The organism is Paenibacillus sp. YIM B09110 (assembly GCF_037167145.1).
Taxonomy (GTDB): Bacteria; Bacillota; Bacilli; order Paenibacillales; family Paenibacillaceae; genus Pristimantibacillus.
Genome location: NZ_JBANSP010000006.1, coordinates 138,353 through 156,252, shown reverse-complemented (window position 1 = coordinate 156,252; position 17,900 = coordinate 138,353). Strand labels below are relative to the sequence as shown.

Sequence of the window (17,900 nt, the reverse complement as noted above, 5' to 3'; positions counted from 1 at the left end):
GAAGAAACTCCCGTTAATTAGACTGATTATACGAGTTTATCGCAATCAGGCCTGTATTAACGGGAGTAATTCCAGCTATTTGAATGTGAAGTGCAATATCTCTATTTATAACGGGATAATTTCCCGTTAATTCTACTAGCTCGCGCTTCCTAGTTGCTCCTCATGAACGAGGCTAGCTCGCTGCTGAATGTGCGGCATGCGTCACGCGGTTTCTTCCGCCAGCTTTGGACTGATAGAGAGCCAAGTCGGCTTGATGGAGCAACGTTTGCTCGGTATCTGTATCCGTTACGGTCGATATGCCGATGCTAATGGTGATCTGGTAATTGTCCATAGGGGTCTTAGAAACCGTACGGCAAATATTGTCCGCGATAACAATCGCTTCGTCTTGCTCCACGCCCGGCAAAAGGGCTACGAATTCCTCGCCGCCAAAACGGGCCACAACATCCCCTTCGCGCGATAAACGCTGCAACAGACGAGCCAAACCCGACAGCACCAAGTCGCCAACCGGGTGGCCGTATGTATCGTTAATATGTTTAAAATGATCGATGTCGATAATGAGAAGCGATAACGGCACCCGTGTCTCTTGATATTCAGCGATGAGCTTCTGCAGGCTCTCTTGGAAGTATCGGCGGTTCCGCAGCCCGGTCAGCGGATCGGTCGTCGCCTTGACTTCGAGCTCATGGTTGATGCGCAATAGCTCTTGCTGCTTAAGCTCGTACTCCTCATGCAGCCGCTCGAGCTGCTTGTTCGCCTCGCTGGTCGCTTGGTATAGCTGCTCCAGCTTCTCCTTTGTCTGCAGAACGTCCTTCTCGTGCTCAATCCGCTTGCGCATGATAACGACAACGCAATCGATGACAACCTGTCCGTCACGCTCTTGGCGAACGCCGTTCAGCAGCACGGGTACTTCCTGGTTGTCGCTCGTGCGGAAAGATACGTACATTTCATCCACATGCCCATTAATCTGAATGTAGGGGTAGAAGTAGGTATGAAAGAAAAGCTTGTTCGTGACAGACATCGCTGTTTCAATATGGCGGCCGACCAGCGCTTCCCGTTCGAGCAGGAGCATGTCCAGCAGCGTTTGATTAACGGATTGAACGATTCCTGTATCCAAGATTGAGAAATAGCCGCAAGGGGCCATTTCTAATTGTATATCCATATATGCGATCCTCCACGTATTCCGCTACGCACTTTCCAAATATTGCGCAAGAAACTGTATCGTTTCCTCGGGATGGCTCAATTGAGGGTAATGGCCTCTAGCGGTCATTAGCATAAGTGTGCTGTTCTTCAAATGTGCATGCAAGTAATTGCCTACTTCTACCGGGGAGATGCTGTCGTCCGCGCACTGGAGAATAAGTGACGGAATCGAAGCGAGCTCAAGCTGGGTACGGCAATCGGAGAGGAAGGTTACTTCCGCGAACTGCCGGGCAATATGAGGGTCTCTCGAGCAGAAGCTCTGCTCCAGCTCTTCTGACAACTCACTCCGTTCCGGATTTTGCATCACGATGGGTGCTAAGTAGCTAGCCCAACCAATGAAGTTCAGCTGCATCATGTTCAGCAATTCATCAATATCGCTGCGTTCGAAACCTCCATAATAATCGGGCAGGTCGTTGACATAGCGAGGGGAAGGTCCAAGCATGACGATTCGCTCAAAATATTCAGGATTCCGGATGGAAGCTAACATGCCGATCATGCCGCTTACGGAATGGCCGACGAAGATCGTATCTCGCAGCTCAAGCCTATCCATAATGTCCAATACATCTTGGGCATAGCCTTGCAAATCGCTATATTTGGTCGAATCGTAATAATCAATTTGAGATTTGCCCGAGCCCACATAATCGAACAGGACGACGCGATAATTTTGTTCAAAGGCGGGGACGATATAGCGCCACATGTGTTGGTCGCAGCCAAAGCCGTGGGCAAACACGATGGTTCGGCTTCCTTCTCCTAATACTTTCACATTGTTACGTACGAGAACATCTAAAGTCATAGTAGTCTCCCTCTTTCCTGAGGTGGTTGCTTTCTCTCACATTATAGCGGAAAAACGCGAATAATGGAGAAGATTCTCTATTCATGTCCACTAGATTTATCGGCATAACCGTCAATTTTAAAAATAATATAGCATGATATATCATTATGTGATAAAACTAATATATAAGGAAAAACGAGAGCAGGACAGGGAGTTTGGAGGTATAGGAATGGCGAACGACACTTCATCGAAGCCGATGTATGAGAAAATTTTTGAAACGGTGAAAAACCAAATATTAAGCAAAGAGTACGGGGCGGGCGAACGAATACCGTCTGAGAAAGAACTGGCCGATGAGTACAGCGTCAGTCGAATTACGAGCAAGAAAGCGCTTGAGATGCTGGCTGGCGAGAAGCTTATCGTCAGAATACCCGGCCGAGGCTCGTTCGTGCTGGATCCGTCTGGAGAGACGGGGGCTGCAGATTCCGAACCTTCTGCAAGCCAACAGCCGAGAAACGCGGGCAGCGCCGCGAATAGGAACGATTACACGACGATCGGGCTTGTCATCACTGACTTCGGCAACAGCTATGGAACGGGCTTGATCTACGGCATGGAACAGGCATCCAGGGATAATGACTGTTTCCTGGTGCTGCGTCGTTCGTTCGGCATTCCCGACAATGAAGAAGAATCAATACAGAAGCTGCTCAAGATGGGCGTAGACGGACTAATCGTGTTCCCGGCACAGGGCGAATATTTCAATGCGGAGATTCTGAAGCTGGTTATTGCCAAGTTTCCGCTTGTGCTCGTCGATCGCCATCTGAAAGGGGTTGCCGCGGCTTCTATCAGCACGGACAACGTGACGGCAGCCCGCGTGGCGACCGAGTATTTATTCGGTCTCGGCCATCGGCATATCGCATTCCTCTGTCCTCCGCCAACGGATACGTCGGCCGTTGAGGACCGAATCGAGGGCTTCATTCAGGCGCATGCCGAGCAAGGCATTATGGTGGACAAGGAGCTGTGGGTAGCCGATTTGTTCTCTACGCTGCCCGATTCCTTCCGCGATGACGATAATGTTGAGCGTGACGTGCTGAGGCTGATGGAGCATCTGCGCAACAATCCATCCATTACGGCTGTATTCGCTATTGAGTACAATATCGCGCTGTTGGCCAGAGCGGCAATCGAGCGGTTAGGCATGCGCATTCCGCAGCATATTTCCGTTATTTGCTTCGACAGTCCGCCTACCGATCTCGGAGGAACCTATGCGTTCACGCATATGCGGCAGAACGAAGAGGAGATGGGGAGGCTGGCGATTGAGCATGTCCTTAGGATCAAGGAGGGGCAAGCGGTCACCAATAACAAAGTCACCTTGGATGCCAAGCTTGTTATTGGGCAATCTACAGGCGAGGCGCCTAACCGGATATAGACAGAGATTGATTGCTAAACCCTCATCGCATCGCGGTGGGGGTTTTCTTTTTAACTGCATTAATATATTAGCATACTAATTCACAATAAAAAATCAGTTATTGACATACCATTAACATACTAATATACTAACTACATGAAAGCGGTTTATTATACAGTGCAGAACGGAGGAGCAAGGGTGGAGATGACGACCGACAAGCGGTTGCCCGAATCGGTGAAGGCTTTAGTTGCAACCGTAAGGGAGAAGTTGCCGCATCGCGAGCGGATTGCGGCCATGTTCGAGCAATGCTTATCCAATACGTGGAATACAACCATCAGACGCGAGGAGGATGGCACCACATTCGTTATAACAGGTGATATACCAGCTATGTGGCTGCGTGATTCAACTGCTCAAGTACGGCCGTTTCTGCTCGCTGCAGCTGGCGACGAGGAGATTGCCGATATGATCGAAGGTCTGGTCGAAAGGCAATTCCGGTACGTAATTCACGATCCGTATGCGAATGCTTTCAATGAAGAGGCAAGCGGCAAGGGACATCATGGGGATAAGACGAAGATGACCCCTTGGATATGGGAGCGCAAATACGAGATCGATTCCTTATGTTATCCGATTCAATTGAGCTACCTGTTATGGAAAAACACGGACCGAACCTCCCAATTCGGGCAGTCTTTCCGGAATGGGGCAGAGGAAATCCTAAAGCTGTGGACGCTTGAACAGAAACATGAGAACGCTTCCAAATATTCGTTCGAACGATTCGGATGTCCGGCCTCCGATACGCTTCCGCATGAAGGCAGAGGGACGCCGGTTGCTTTAACGGGAATGACCTGGTCGGGATTTCGGCCAAGCGACGATGCTTGCCAATTCGGATACTTGATTCCATCCAACATGTTCGCTGTCGTTTCTCTTCGCCAGTTGGCGGAGATCGCGCGGCAAGTGATGAATGACAATGCGCTGGCGGAACGCGCTGAGAGGCTTGCCGGCGAGATCCATCACGGGATTGAACAATACGCCAAGGTGGAGCACCCGTCGTTCGGTACGATTTACGCTTACGAAACGGACGGCCTCGGTCAATACAACTTGATGGATGACGCCAACGTTCCAAGCTTGCTGTCTATTCCATACATCGGTTATACCTCGGCGGACGATCCTATCTATGAAAAAACGCGCAGGTTTGTCCTAAGCGCGAGTAACCCTTACTACTATGAGGGGACGGCCGCGTCAGGCATAGGAAGTCCGCATACGCCGGACAGATACATATGGCCGATAGCGCTGGCGATGCAGGGATTAACGGCTAAGGCGCAAGCAGAGAAGGAAAGACTGCTCGATCTTATGGCGCATACCGATGCCGGAACGGGCTTCATGCATGAAGGATTTCATGCGGATGACCCGGATGCCTATACCCGGCCTTGGTTCTCGTGGGCAAACATGATGTTTTGCGAGCTTGTGCTTGACGTATGCGGTGTGCGCGTACGCAAGTAACGACGGTTAGACGGGGAGCAATCCTCTTATAACATAAATAAATGAGAGAACGAAAACCATTAGAGATTCAAGGGAGGCTAGTTCTAATGAAGAAGTGGTTCAAGATGGGGACGATCGCTTTGGCAACGACGGCCATGCTTGCCGGCTGCAGCGGCAATAACGCAGGTTCCAACAATTCGGGAAGCGGCAATGAGACAGAGAAGCCGGCAGGAGACAGCGGAAGCAAAGGCGCGGTGGAGTTAACGTTCTGGGGCGACTGGGGCGGCGAAGGACAGATCCAGTTCGAGACGATGGTTGACGCGTTCAACAAATCGCAAGACAAGATCAAGGTCAAGTACGTGCTGCAGCAGGATATGATTACGAAATTTCTAACGGCAGCGACTTCCGGCGGCTCGCCGGACATTCTGTTCTGGGATAGATGGCGCACATCGTTGTATGCGCCGAAGAACGTCCTGCATCCGATCGACGAATTCATGGAGAAGGACGGTCTGGCTCGCGGCGAATTTTACGAGGAATCACTCAAAGAGCTCTCATATGGAGATAAATTATACGGGTTGCCTCTAACGGTCGATGCTCGCGCTTTATTTTACAATAAAAAGCTTCTAGCGGAAGCGGGCGTTGAGCCGCCTACGACATGGGCGGAGCTTGAAGCTGCCGCGGCAAAGCTGACCAAGTGGAACGGCAACAAGCTTGAAGTATCGGGCTTCTCCCTAGGGGATAACGGTCTGTTCAACATGTATCTGCAGCAAGCGGGCGGCCAAATGCTCACGGAGGACGGCAAGACGAACTTCAACAATGAGCAAGGGAAGCAAGTGCTAGAGCTGTGGGATCGCTTGCTGAACAAGGATAAAGTGTACAAAGTCGGCTTTGAGCAAGGGCTTGGCGAAGGCACGGACGCTTTCGTAACAGGCAAGCTGGCGATGCAGTATACAGGACCATGGATGCTGAGCACCTACAAGAAATACGGCAAAGATCTCGACTTCGGCATCGTGCCGCCTCCTGCGGGACCGAATGGCGACAAGGGAAGCGTCATGGGCGGCTTCGGTCTCGTTATTCCGGAGGGCTCCAAACATCAAGCGGAAGCTTGGGAGTTCATCAAGTGGTGGACGGCGAACAAAGACAATGCGCTGCTATGGGCGAAAACAAGCTTCAACATCCCGGGCTTCAAGCCGGCGCTTGAAGATCCGTTCTTCCAAGACGATCCGTTCTGGAAGCCAATCTTAGAAACGTTGGAGTTCGCGAAGATTCGTCCGCAGCATCCGGGTTACTCCGTCATGGAGGGCGATGCATTGACGCCGAACCTGCAGCTGCTTCAACAAAACAAGCAAAGTATTGAGGATACGCTGTCCAAAGCGCAGTCGCAGGGTGATAAGCTCCTCAAGGATAACGAAGTGAAATAATCGGCGTGGAAGATGAGGGGGAGGAGGTCCTCCCTTTCTTCGTTCCGCCAAGAAGGAGGTATTCCCCATGGCTTCCATGAAAAAGCTTGAACGGCATCAAGCGCGGACGGCTTATCTATTCATTACGCCAACGATGCTGCTGTTCATCGTATTCACGGTCATTCCCGTCTTCATGGCGCTTTATCTTAGCTTTACGAATTATGACGTCATTAGCAAAAAAGACTGGGTAGGCCTCGACAACTACAAACGGCTGATTGATGATACTTTGTTATGGACGACTTTCAAAAACGTACTTATCTACTCCGTCATATTCGTTCCGCTGAACATCATGATCTCGTTGTCGCTTGCGATGCTGATGAATCGCGCTTGGCGAGGCGTTAAGCTGTTCCGGACGCTTAATTATTTGCCGACCTTAACATCCGCGGTGGCTGCGGCTACCGTATGGATATGGCTGCTTCATCCCGAATACGGGCTCGTCAACGGGCTGCTGTCTTCTATCGGCATAACCGGTCCTGCATGGGTAGCGCAGACCGAAACGGCGATGATGTCGATCATTATGCTGACGTTATGGCAATCCGTCGGCTCGAACATGATTATTTATTTGGCAGGGCTGCAAGGCGTGCCGGAATACTTATACGAATCGGCCAAGCTGGACGGCGCTACGAAATGGGATAGCTTTCGCTACATTACATGGCCGCAGCTTAGACCGACAACTTTCCTCGTCAGCACGATGTCCATCATCGGAGCGCTGCAGTTGTTCGATCAGGCATTCGTATTGACGCAGGGTGGTCCAGCGAACGTCACGAAGACGCCTGTCTATCTGATCTATCAGCAAGGATTCAATCAGCTTCAGATGGGTTACGCTTCGGCGCAGGCATTCGTGCTTGCCGTGGCTATCCTTATTTTCTCGCTTATTAACATGAAAATCAGCAAGGCAGAAGAGTCTGTCGTATAAGGAGGAGAAGCGATGGATACCATCGGAAGCACGGCAACCCTGCGAGTGGTCCGCAAGCTCGCTTATTACATCCTTTGTATCGGTATTGCGGTCGTCATGTTCCTGCCTTTCTATTGGAGCGTCCTGACGTCGATCAAGCCGGATTCGGATATATTCTCGATGCCGATCAAGTGGTTCCCGACGGACATTACGTTTGAGCATTATGTCAAAGCGTTCACGACTGTACCCTTTGGGTTGTTTTTCTCGAACTCGCTCATTCTCGCCGTATCTGGCGTGCTTATGAATTTGTTTTTCGGGTCGCTGGCGGGCTTCGCGTTCGCGAAGCTGAAGTTCAAGCTGCGTCAGCCTTTGTTCCGCGTGCTGCTGGCCGCCATGATGATTCCGGGCATCGTTACGATGATACCGAGCGTCTACGTGCTGAAGCATCTGCCGTTGTTCGGCGGCAACGACTTGTTCGGCGCCGGAGGCAACGGGCTGCTGAATTCGTTCTGGGGCATTATTTTGCCTGGTGCGTCCGGTTCGTTTGCGGTGTTCTTCATGAGGCAGTTTTTCCTTACGCTGCCAAGCGACATGATGGAAATGGCGCGCATTGAAGGGGCTGGCGAGTTCAGGATATTTTGGCGCATTTACCTGCCGCTGACGAAACCCGCCTTGGCTACGCTCGGCATCTTCACCTTCCAAGCTGGCTGGAACAGCTTCTTATGGCCGATGATCGTTCTTAACGATCCCGCCAAAGCGACGATCCAGATGGGGCTGCAGGCTTTCTCGTACAACTATCAGACCGATTACGGGCCGATGATGGCGGGGGCGCTTGTCGCTATTTTTCCGATACTCATTATGTTCCTGCTGCTGCAGCGTTACTTCATTCAAGGGATCGCGTTCAGCGGAATCAAGGGATAGGGGGATAACACGGCTATGGGTTCACGGAAAGTTGTTCTCCTAACCTCATCCTGTCTTGTTCTGGTCGTTCTGCTAGCTGGAGGAAGCCTATGGGCGGCGGGAGTATGGAAGCCGTTCGGCGGAGGAGCCGCGGATGGCGTATGGCAGGAGAGGGCCGATCTCGCGCAAGCGGAGCTGGCGGATTCGTTCTGGAATGAGAGCCGGGGGTTGTATGACAATGTCTCTCCGTGCATCGCGCAATTATGTACAGATCCGTTCAACTACTGGTGGCAAGCGCATGCCGTTGACGTGCTGGTTGACGGGTATGAACGTACAGGCGATGAGCGATACGCGAAGCTGCTAAGCGGAATGTATGACGGCATTGCGGAGCGGAATGCCGGCGTCTATCCGAACGATTATTACGACGATATGGAATGGATGGCGCTTGCCTGGCTTCGCGCCTACGATGCGACGCAGGATGAGAGATACATGGAGGTTGCGAAGCTGCTGTGGGAGGATATCCAGACCGGCTGGAACGAGGAGCAGGGCGGCGGCATCGCTTGGCGCAAGGAGCAGCCCGATTATAAGAATACGCCTGCGAACGCGCCTGCGGCTATTTTGGCAACGAGATTATATGAGCATACGAATGATAAGGAAGAGCTGGACTTCGCGACTCGCATCTATGAATGGCAGAAGGAGACGTTAGTCGATCCCGATACCGGATTTGTGTGGGACGGTATTAATCGGCAAGGAGACGGGCTAGTCGATAAAGATTGGATGTTTACTTACGGTCAAGGCGTCTATATCGGCGCGGGCGTCGAGCTGTACAAGGCGACGGGCGATGAACGTTACTTGCAGGATGCGAGGAGAACAGCTGCGGCTGCAATTAACGAACTCACCAGTCCGGCTACGGGCATGCTGCCTTCGGAAGGCGACGGCGACGGTGGATTGTTCAAAGGTATATTCGTTCGTTATTTAGGAGAGCTCATTCAGGTGGACGACGAGTCGGAGGCGTGGATAGAGCTGCTGGAGACCAATGCGGCAAGCATATGGGATTATGGCAAGGATAGCGAGAAGGCACGCTTCAGTAATTCGTGGGCGCAAACACCCGAGAAAGCTGTACAACTTAGCACGCAACTTAGCGCCGTTATGCTGTTGGAGCAACGGGCGCGACTGGAGGAGAGAGAGAAATGAATCAGGCAGAGCATGGGATTTGGGAGAATCGGGCGGATGATGCGCAGGCAGCGCTGGGAGGATTATTTTGGAACGAATCGATAGGGATGTACAATATTGAGACGCCGTGTCCGGACGGCGCATGCAATACCATCTTTCATTACTGGTGGATGGCGCATGCAGCGGACGTACTGACGGATGGTTATCTTCGAACGGGCCAAGAGGCGTATGCAGAGAGGCTGAGCGTATTTTTCGATGGGTTGCTGGCACGCAACGGCGGCGTATGGCCGAATGAGCTGTACGATGACATGGAATGGATGGCGCTTGCATGGCTGCGCGCGTATCAAGCCACGGGAGCCGCGAAGTACAAGGAAGCCGCGCTCCTGCTTTGGGAAGATATCAAGACAGGCTGGAATGAGCATATGGGAGGCGGCATCGCTTGGCAGAAGTCGCAGCTTGATTATAAAAATACGCCGGCGAACGCTCCGGCGGCAATCCTCGCCGCGCGGCTGCATCAAGCGTTCGGATCGGAATCGGATTTGGCATGGGCCGTGAAAATTTACGAATGGCAGAAAGCCAATCTCGTAGATCCGGCCACCGGCTTCGTCTGGGATGGGATGAATCGACTCGGCGACGGGCAGATCGATAAGCATTGGAAGTTCACGTATTGCCAAGGCGTGTTCATCGGAGCTGCGGTTGAATTATACCGGATCACGAGCGATGATCGGTATTTGGCCGATGCGTCGCGTTCCGCTTCGGCATCCCTTGCCGAGCTTGCGCACCCATCGACGAAGCTGCTGCCGGATGAGGAAACGGGCGACGGCGGGTTGTTCAAGGGCATCTACGTCCGCTACTTGACGGAGCTTGCGCTTGAGAGCCGCGGAGGGGAGCAGACGGTTGCCGATACATTAGCCGCTAACGCCAAGCTATTGTGGGAGCAGGGCAAAGCGGGCGAGCCGGTGCTGTTCTCGCCGGACTGGTCGGCGAAGCCGGAGGGCGTTGTAACGCTGAGCGTCCAGCTTAGCGCGGCGATGCTGCTCGAGGCGGCGACGAGACTGAACGCTGCCGGTCTTATTGGGGAGGAGGCGCTCGCCTAATGGGATTGTCCGATCCATTGGTTTCGGCCTGGAATGACTTGGCGAATGAGGCGCAGGCTGCCTTGAGAGACCGGTACTGGAACGATGAGTTAGCGATGATGAATCAATGGTACCCGCCTGTCAAAGCTTTCGGGGAAGAGAACTTCTATTATTGGTGGCAGGCGCATGTCATGGATGTTCTAATTGACGGCTTGGAGCGAACGGGAGAAGCGGGCTACAGGGAGCTGCTGAGCAAGCTGGCAGAAGGGGTTCGCGTCTATAATGGCCACACCTTCAAGCATAACTACTACGACGATATGGAGTGGACGGCACTCGCCCTATTGCGGGCTTATGAAGCAACTGGTGAAGAACCGTATTTGGCAAGTGTGCTGGAGCTATGGGAGGATATCAAGACGGCTTGGAACGGTCATATGGGAGGAGGCATGGCGTGGAAGAAGGATCAGCTCGATTACAAAAACACCCCGGCCAACGCGCCTGCCGCCATTCTGGCCGCCAGGCTGTATCATGCCTATGGCAAGGCAGAAGACCTTGCTTGGGCGGAGCGAATCTATAAGTGGAATCGCGATAACTTGGTAGACCCCGCGAGCGGTTTCGTGTGGGACGGGATGAACCGGCTTGGCGACGGACGAATCGACAAGGATTGGAAGTTTACCTATTGCCAAGGCGTCTTCATCGGAGCGGGTGTGGAGTTATATTTGGCAACGCGCGAAGAGACGTACTTGCAGGATGCTTGCCGTACGACGAGAGCCTGCTTTGCGGAGCTTTGCGATGCCGGGACGCTGCTGCTGCCGGATGAAGGCATTGACGACACGGGCTTGTTCAAAGGCATCTTGATTCGTTACCTCATACAGATGGCTGAGATAGCTCCGCAGGCAGAACGCGATGCCATCATCGGAGTCATTGAAGCGAATGCCGCATCGCTGCGGGATCAGGGGCTTAATCGTGAGTTGAAACTGTGCGGCCCGTCGTGGTCGACCCCTCCGTTGCTGCCGATTCAATTGAGCGTCCAGCTAAGCGGCATGATGCTCCTCGAGGCGATGGCGAAGTTAGCGAAACAATAGGCGTAAATCTAGTACTCTTCGAATAGGTATAGTGTATACCGAAATGAAAGAGGAGGATTGCGATTATATGGATTCCACGACACGCACGCATGGAGATAGAGTAGAGACGGTCTTGACCTACGACAAAGAGACTGGCGAAATACGGATTATTGCCGCAACCATCGGCGACGACAATAACCTTACCGCTGAGAATGCGATTGTGCTCGATCGCGACAAAGCACTCAGATTGTACTTGTTCCTTAGCAATATTTTCGCAGAAAGCGATCGGCTGAATTGAATAGCTGTTTCTAGTAGTCGCCGAACTTTTCGCCTCTCTCGTCATAGAGCAGGCGGAAAGTTTTTTGCTGATACTCGCAGTGCTTTCGGAAGGTGCAACGGATGGGGGTAGAGGGAGGCGCTTTTTGAGCAAACTGCTCCGCTAATACAACAAATAGTCGAGATATAGGATATGTAAGCATTTAGTGAAAAAAAAGTTCTTGACGCCAATTTATGTCAATGTTATCATTTCGTTAAATACAAGTTAACTCATCGGATTAATTATATATTTGACGCTACCGGACCACCGGAGGTCTCTCTAATCGCACTGAAGGTGCGGGTGGGGAGACCTTTGTCTATTTATAACGATTCGATTAGAAACGAATACGAGAGGGGTTTTGGATGATGAAAAAAAAGTGGGGGACTTCTAAGTTTGTGGCGGCGGCATTGCTTGCATTAACGATGGTGGTGACGGCATGCGGCAATAACGGAGAGAAAGCAAGTGAAGGGGCATCGGGCAAGGAGACTAGAGATATTACGATCAAGATCGGTTATCAGAAGTACGGAACGATTAACATTTTGAAGGCAGACGGAGCGCTTGATAAGCGCTTGAGCGAGGAGCGCAACATTAAGATCGAATGGATTGAGTTTCCCGGAGGGCCTCAATTGCTCGAAGCGCTTAATGTAGGCAGTCTCGATCTGGGACATACGGGAGAAGCGCCGCCGATCTTCGCGCAGGCTGCAGGCGCGCCGCTCGTCTACTTGGCGCATGAACCGGCTAGTCCGCAGAGCGAGGGCATTATCGTTCCGAAGGATTCGCCGATCAAGTCGGTTGCTGATCTGAAGGGCAAGACGGTCGTATTGAACAAAGGCTCTAACGTGCATTACCTGCTCGTGAAGCAGCTCGAGAAGGCAGGAGTCGATTACAAGGATGTTGAAGTCAAGTTTCTGCCGCCGGCAGATGCACGGGCTGCGTTCGAGAAGGGCAGTGTAGACGCTTGGGTCATCTGGGATCCGTTCCTCGCGGCAGCACAGACGGCAACAGGCGGAACGATATTAGCTGACGGCAAGGATGTCGTATCGAATCATGAATTTTATCTAGCCACTCGTACGTTTGCGGAGAAATATCCGGATATCGTTGACATTCTCCTAGAGGAAGCGGACAAAATCGATGCTTGGTCGAAGGATCATCCGCAGGAGCTGGCTGAGAAGCTGTCGCCGCAGCTTGGCATCGATGTAGAGTCGCTGCTGCTGGCGGCAGGCCGTCGCAATTACGGCGTGCAGCCGATCGATGAAGAGCTGATTAAGGCGCAGCAGGCAATTGCCGATACGTTCTTCAATCTGGAACTAATTCCAGAGAAACTAGACATTAACGATGCCATTCTTAAATAACAAATAAAAGGTGAAGGTGATTATGATGAATGTATTCTGGTTTATACCTACGCATGGAGATGGTCGCTATCTCGGCACGAGCCAAGGCGCGCGTGCTGTAGATGCCGATTACATGCAACAGATCGCTGTTGCCGCAGATCGACTTGGCTATGAAGGTGTATTGCTTCCGACCGGTACTTCTTGCGAGGATCCTTGGATTATTGCGTCCTCGCTTGTACCGGCAACGAGACGCCTGAAGTTTCTCGTTGCCGTTCGTCCAGGCTTGATGTCGCCAACGCTAGCGGCTCGAATGGCCGCATCGCTGGATCGCATATCCGGCGGCAGGCTGCTCATTAACGTGGTAGCAGGAGGGGACCCGGTTGAATTGGCCGGTGATGGACTATTCCTGAACCATACGGACCGATACCACCTCACAAGCGAGTTTCTCCAAATATGGCGGAGGGAGCTTTCGGGTGAGAATGTGGATTTCGAAGGCGACTATCTGCATGTGAAGGGCGGCCATGTCCTGTATCCGCCGATTCAGCAGCCGTATCCGCCGCTCTGGTTCGGAGGTTCCTCGGAGGTAGCGCAGGGAATCGCGGCGGAGCAGGTTGATGTGTACTTGACCTGGGGAGAGCCGCCAGCCGACGTTGCTGCCAAGATCGCAGAGATGCGGAAGCTTGCGGAAGCCCAAGGCCGCACGCTCAAGTTCGGCATCCGGCTGCACGTTATCGTAAGGGAGACGGAGGAGGAGGCATGGCAAGCGGCAGATAAACTGATCCAGCACGTCGACGATCAGACGATAGCCGAAGCGCAGCGCATCTTCAGCCGCTTCGACTCGGTGGGTCAGCAGCGGATGGCGAAGCTGCATGAAGGCAGCCGCGAGCAGCTAGAGATTAGCCCTAACCTATGGGCGGGAATCGGGCTTGTCCGCGGCGGGGCGGGTACTGCGCTCGTCGGCAGTCCGGAGATTGTCGCGGAACGGATGCGTGAATATGAGGCGCTCGGGATCGAAACGTTTATTTTCTCCGGTTATCCGCATCTAGAGGAAGCTTATCGGGTGGCAGAGCTTCTGTTTCCATTATTGTCGCTGGATCAGAAGCCAATACCCGGTCCGACGTCTATTAGTCCTTTTGGCGAAATTATTGCGAATGTTGTCAAACCTACACCTAGAGCCTCGGCTCATTAATGGAGAGGGTTAAAATGAGACATTCTGCTCGCAAGTTCACAACGATCGCGTTGCCGTGGTATATACCCGTACTCATTGTAGTTGTATGGCAAGTGTTAAGCAGTGCTGGCGTGATCTCCACGCGAACATTGCCGTCGCCGGACCAGGTCGTCAGAGCCGCGTTCGAGCTGCTGGCTAATGGAAAGCTTATTGAGGCGCTCGCCGTTAGCACATGGAGAGCGGCAATTGGTTTCGTAATTGGAGCGGGTATTGGGTTCGTTCTTGGATTATTGAACGGTGTCATCGGATTATCCGACAAGCTAACGGATTCGACGCTGCAGATGATTCGAAATGTCCCCCATCTCGCCATGATTCCGCTCGTCATTGCCTGGTTCGGGATTGGTGAAACGGCGAAAATATTTCTAGTCGCGCTCGGCGTTATGTTCCCGATTTATCTAAACACGCTTCACGGGATCAGATCCGTCGATACTGGCCTTATCGAGATGGGCAATGTTTACGGACTAAACAGATGGCAGCTCTATCGCCGAGTGATTTTGCCTGGAGCGATGCCTTCGATTCTCGTGGGTCTTCGCTTTGCGCTCGGCATCATGTGGCTGACGCTCATTGTCGCAGAGACGATCGCGGCTGATTCCGGCATCGGTTATATGGCGATGAATGCACGTGAGTTTTTCCAATTGGATGTCGTCGTACTTGCGATTATCTTGTATGCTTTGCTGGGTAAGCTTTCGGATTTAATGGCCAAGTGGCTGGAGAGGAGATGGCTGCAATGGCATCCCCATTTCGCAAAAGCAGCGCCGCAGTCGAAGAGCTCGAACTAGAGAGGGAGACGGTGCAAAAATCCCAGGCTGCTACGAGTAAGCAACCCTCAGCGGTTGCTCCGACTGCTTCCGGCGAAGCAACTGCGGTAAACGGCGTATCGATCGATCTGAAAGACGTATTCAAACGGTTCGGCGAGAAAAAGGTATTAAGCAACCTTAATCTATCGATCGAACCGGGCAAGTTCATTGCGATTGTCGGCCGAAGCGGCTGCGGCAAGAGTACGCTGCTAAGGCTGCTCGCCGGCCTGGACGAAATCTCCTCCGGGTCGCTGACGAGACAGGATGAACCGGTATCCGGCATTAACCAAGATACGAGGTTTATGTTTCAAGATGCAAGGCTGCTGCCTTGGCAGACCGTTCTTGATAATGTGAAGATTGGACTGGCAGGAGACAAGTCGGCGGACGCGGAGCGGAAGGCCTATGCCGCGCTTCAACTAGTCGGACTTGGCGATCGGGCTAAGGAGTGGCCATCGGTCCTATCCGGCGGTCAGCGCCAGCGCGTTGCGCTTGCGAGAGCGTTAGTAGGCCATCCTCATTTGCTGCTGTTCGATGAGCCTTTAGGCGCGCTGGATGCGTTGACCCGAATTGACATGCAGCGGCTGATTGAACGGTTATGGCAGACACGCGGTTTCACGGCTGTTCTTGTCACCCATGATGTCAGCGAAGCGGTTGCTCTGGCAGACCGCGTCATTCTGATCGATGAGGGGCAAGTGGCACTCGATATTCCGATTACGCTTGCCCGCCCGCGGGTGAAGGACAGCGGATTCGCGCATTTCGAGAAGTTGATTCTCGACCGGGTGCTTACGCCGGCTGAGCAGTCTGTCATAGATCAGAGCGAATCTGTCTTTGACATCTAATCTATCTAATGAAGTCGGAAGATCGAGGTAGGGCAGCCAATAGGTGCGCTACCGCGGTCTTCTTTTGTTTTTATTTCATAGGGGTGATGGTGCATCCTATGTGATTATCCAGTATTATGAAGAAGAATATAAGTCGGATCTTGCAACTGAGGTTGTCGATTCCGAGTCAATCTGTTCGTCGTCTATATGGAGGCTGATAGAGTAATGATGCCTCACATTATATCGAGAGTAGGTTATGAATCATGCGATTTATGATGATTGTCAAAGCAAGTAAAGATTCAGAGGCAGGCGCAATGCCCAGCCAAGAGCTTATCGAGGCTATGCAGCGCTATAACGAGGAGCTGGTCAAGGCCGGTGTACTGCTTGCGGCAGATGGACTCCATGCGAGCTCGGGCGGTATTCGCATCTCGTATCCGGAGCCGGGCGGCAAGCCGAAAATAACGGACGGGCCGTTCACGGAAGCGAAGGAGATTATTGCCGGTTATACGCTGATCGAGGTGAAGTCGAAGGAGGAAGCGATCGAATGGGCGCTTCGGATGCCGGATCCGCACGGCTTCGGCGAAGGTCAGATCGAGCTTAGGCAGGTCATCGATCTGCATGATCTGATGGAAGATCCGGAGACTTTGGCCAAGGAGCTTGCGCTTCGCGATCAGATTGAGAGGACTAAACCATAATGACCGATTCTTTGGCGGGGCGCACGATAGACGCAATCTGGCGCATCGAATCGGCGAGGCTTATCGCTGGATTGGCGCGAATGGTTCGCGATGTCGGCCTCGCCGAAGACTTGGCTCAGGATGCTCTTGTGATTGCGCTGGAGAAGTGGCCTGTGTCGGGAATTCCCGATAATCCCGGTGCTTGGCTCATGACTACAGCGAAACGGCGAGCAATTGATAACCTCCGCAGAAGTAAACTGCGGGATCAAAAATATGAAGAGATCGGACGCGGAAGCGAGCTGTATTCCGAGGATGATGTGAACAAAGCTATGGATGGAGAGGTCGGCGACGACCTTCTTCGTCTTATTTTTACTTCCTGTCATCCTGTATTGTCACAAGAGGCGCGGGTCGCCCTTACATTGCGGCTGCTTGGCGGACTAACGACTGATGAAATTGCGCGAGCCTTTCTCGTTCCCGAGCCTACGGTGGCACAGCGAATCGTTCGAGCGAAAAAAACATTAAGCGCGGAGCGGGTCGGGTTCGAGGCTCCGGCTGGTGAAGCGCTGAAGGAACGTCTGGCGGCAGTTCTAGAAGTTATCTATTTAATGTTCAACGAGGGTTATTCGGCGACATCGGGAAGCGAGTGGCTTCGTCCTACCTTATGTCTCGAGGCGCTGAGGCTTGGTCGTATCCTCGCTGAGATCGCACCGGGCGAGTCGGAGGTTCATGGGCTTGTCGCGCTTATGGAGCTGCAATCCTCCAGATTCAGAACCCGCGTAGGCACGGGCGGCGAGCCTATCCTTCTAATGGATCAGAACCGTGCGAAGTGGGATCATCTGTTGATCCGTCGCGGCTTAGCGGCGCTGGAGCGAGCCCGGGCGTTTGGAGGACTGCTTGGTCCTTATACGCTTCAAGCTTCAATCTCTGCATGTCATGCCCAGGCGACGGTCGCTGCAAATACCGATTGGGTACGCATTGCCGCTCTCTACGAAGCGTTGTCGCGCGTCCAGCCGTCTGCGATTGTGGAGTTGAACCGAGCGGTTGCGATTGCTATGGCTTTTGGCCCTGCGTTCGGACTGCAGCTGGTCGAGGAACTTGCCGCGGAGCCTGCACTTGCGACCTATTATTTGCTGCCGAGCGTAAGAGGAGATTTGCTCTTCAAGCTGGGACGAGCTGCCGAGGCGCGCGAGCAATTCGAGATAGCTGCCTCGCTGACGCGCAATGAACGCGAACGCAAGCTGTTGTTGAGACGTGCCGTGGAATGCGGTTAGCCGAGTCGAAATATTTTTTTGTGAAGCGTGTCGATTTCAATCCTTTCCATTCGTCGTCT

The 17,900-nt window shown here is 52.8% G+C and carries 17 protein-coding genes; 15 read left to right on the top strand and 2 right to left on the bottom strand.

Features of this window, described 5'->3' with window-relative positions; genetic code table 11:
• Positions 1 to 172 precede the first annotated feature (172 nt).
• Both V8F51_RS11585 and V8F51_RS11580 read right to left on the bottom strand, forming a co-directional pair.
• Positions 173 to 1,156: a sensor domain-containing diguanylate cyclase gene (locus V8F51_RS11585; RefSeq protein ID WP_337100385.1), complete on the bottom strand. Its 984-nt coding sequence runs from the start codon at positions 1,154 to 1,156 to the stop codon at positions 173 to 175.
• Between the two features lie 24 nt (positions 1,157 to 1,180).
• Positions 1,181 to 1,987, bottom strand: coding sequence for an alpha/beta fold hydrolase (locus V8F51_RS11580; RefSeq protein WP_337100384.1), 807 nt, complete (start codon positions 1,985 to 1,987; stop codon positions 1,181 to 1,183).
• A gap of 208 nt (positions 1,988 to 2,195) precedes the next feature.
• Between V8F51_RS11580 and V8F51_RS11575 the strand changes: the two genes are divergently transcribed.
• The 15 genes from V8F51_RS11575 (at position 2,196) to V8F51_RS11505 (ending at position 17,841) form a co-directional block, all read left to right on the top strand.
• Positions 2,196 to 3,386 carry a GntR family transcriptional regulator gene (locus V8F51_RS11575; protein WP_337100383.1) on the top strand — a complete coding sequence of 397 codons (1,191 nt, stop codon included), beginning with the start codon at positions 2,196 to 2,198 and terminating at the stop codon, positions 3,384 to 3,386.
• Between the two features lie 183 nt (positions 3,387 to 3,569).
• Positions 3,570 to 4,862 (top strand): glycoside hydrolase family 125 protein, encoded by a 1,293-nt coding sequence (locus tag V8F51_RS11570; protein ID WP_337100536.1) that lies wholly within the window; start codon positions 3,570 to 3,572, stop codon positions 4,860 to 4,862.
• A gap of 86 nt (positions 4,863 to 4,948) precedes the next feature.
• Positions 4,949 to 6,262, top strand: a complete 1,314-nt coding sequence (locus tag V8F51_RS11565; protein ID WP_337100382.1) for an ABC transporter substrate-binding protein — start codon at positions 4,949 to 4,951, stop codon at positions 6,260 to 6,262.
• 67 nt (positions 6,263 to 6,329) lie between these two features.
• Positions 6,330 to 7,217 carry a carbohydrate ABC transporter permease gene (locus V8F51_RS11560; protein WP_337100381.1) on the top strand — a complete coding sequence of 296 codons (888 nt, stop codon included), beginning with the start codon at positions 6,330 to 6,332 and terminating at the stop codon, positions 7,215 to 7,217.
• 12 nt (positions 7,218 to 7,229) lie between these two features.
• Positions 7,230 to 8,117, top strand: a complete 888-nt coding sequence (locus V8F51_RS11555) for a carbohydrate ABC transporter permease (protein ID WP_337100380.1) — start codon at positions 7,230 to 7,232, stop codon at positions 8,115 to 8,117.
• Between the two features lie 15 nt (positions 8,118 to 8,132).
• The gene (locus V8F51_RS11550; protein WP_337100379.1) at positions 8,133 to 9,290 is read left to right on the top strand and encodes a glycoside hydrolase family 76 protein; all 1,158 of its coding nucleotides are present in this window, start codon (positions 8,133 to 8,135) and stop codon (positions 9,288 to 9,290) included.
• Complete coding sequence (locus V8F51_RS11545; RefSeq protein ID WP_337100378.1) at positions 9,287 to 10,366, top strand: glycoside hydrolase family 76 protein; 1,080 nt, start codon at positions 9,287 to 9,289, stop codon at positions 10,364 to 10,366. The genes V8F51_RS11550 and V8F51_RS11545 overlap by 4 nt, the downstream gene beginning before the upstream one ends.
• Complete coding sequence (locus tag V8F51_RS11540; RefSeq protein WP_337100377.1) at positions 10,366 to 11,427, top strand: glycoside hydrolase family 76 protein; 1,062 nt, start codon at positions 10,366 to 10,368, stop codon at positions 11,425 to 11,427. The genes V8F51_RS11545 and V8F51_RS11540 overlap by 1 nt, the downstream gene beginning before the upstream one ends.
• Positions 11,428 to 11,494: 67 nt before the next feature.
• Complete coding sequence (locus V8F51_RS11535; RefSeq protein WP_337100376.1) at positions 11,495 to 11,704, top strand: hypothetical protein; 210 nt, start codon at positions 11,495 to 11,497, stop codon at positions 11,702 to 11,704.
• 383 nt (positions 11,705 to 12,087) lie between these two features.
• On the top strand, positions 12,088 to 13,074 hold the full coding sequence (locus tag V8F51_RS11530) for a sulfonate ABC transporter substrate-binding protein (RefSeq protein ID WP_337100375.1): 987 nt from the start codon (positions 12,088 to 12,090) through the stop codon (positions 13,072 to 13,074).
• A gap of 25 nt (positions 13,075 to 13,099) precedes the next feature.
• Entirely contained in the window at positions 13,100 to 14,242 is a 1,143-nt protein-coding gene (gene ssuD, locus V8F51_RS11525) for an FMNH2-dependent alkanesulfonate monooxygenase (protein ID WP_337100535.1), read from the top strand.
• A 14-nt stretch (positions 14,243 to 14,256) separates the two neighbouring features.
• Entirely contained in the window at positions 14,257 to 15,060 is an 804-nt protein-coding gene (gene ssuC / locus V8F51_RS11520; protein WP_337100374.1) for an aliphatic sulfonate ABC transporter permease SsuC, read from the top strand.
• Positions 15,009 to 15,917: an ATP-binding cassette domain-containing protein gene (locus tag V8F51_RS11515; RefSeq protein ID WP_337100373.1), complete on the top strand. Its 909-nt coding sequence runs from the start codon at positions 15,009 to 15,011 to the stop codon at positions 15,915 to 15,917. Before ssuC ends, V8F51_RS11515 begins: the two co-directional genes overlap by 52 nt.
• 242 nt (positions 15,918 to 16,159) lie before the next feature.
• Entirely contained in the window at positions 16,160 to 16,591 is a 432-nt protein-coding gene (locus tag V8F51_RS11510) for a YciI family protein (RefSeq protein WP_337100372.1), read from the top strand.
• Positions 16,591 to 17,841 carry an RNA polymerase sigma factor gene (locus tag V8F51_RS11505; protein WP_337100370.1) on the top strand — a complete coding sequence of 417 codons (1,251 nt, stop codon included), beginning with the start codon at positions 16,591 to 16,593 and terminating at the stop codon, positions 17,839 to 17,841. Before V8F51_RS11510 ends, V8F51_RS11505 begins: the two co-directional genes overlap by 1 nt.
• Positions 17,842 to 17,900: the final 59 nt, after the last annotated feature.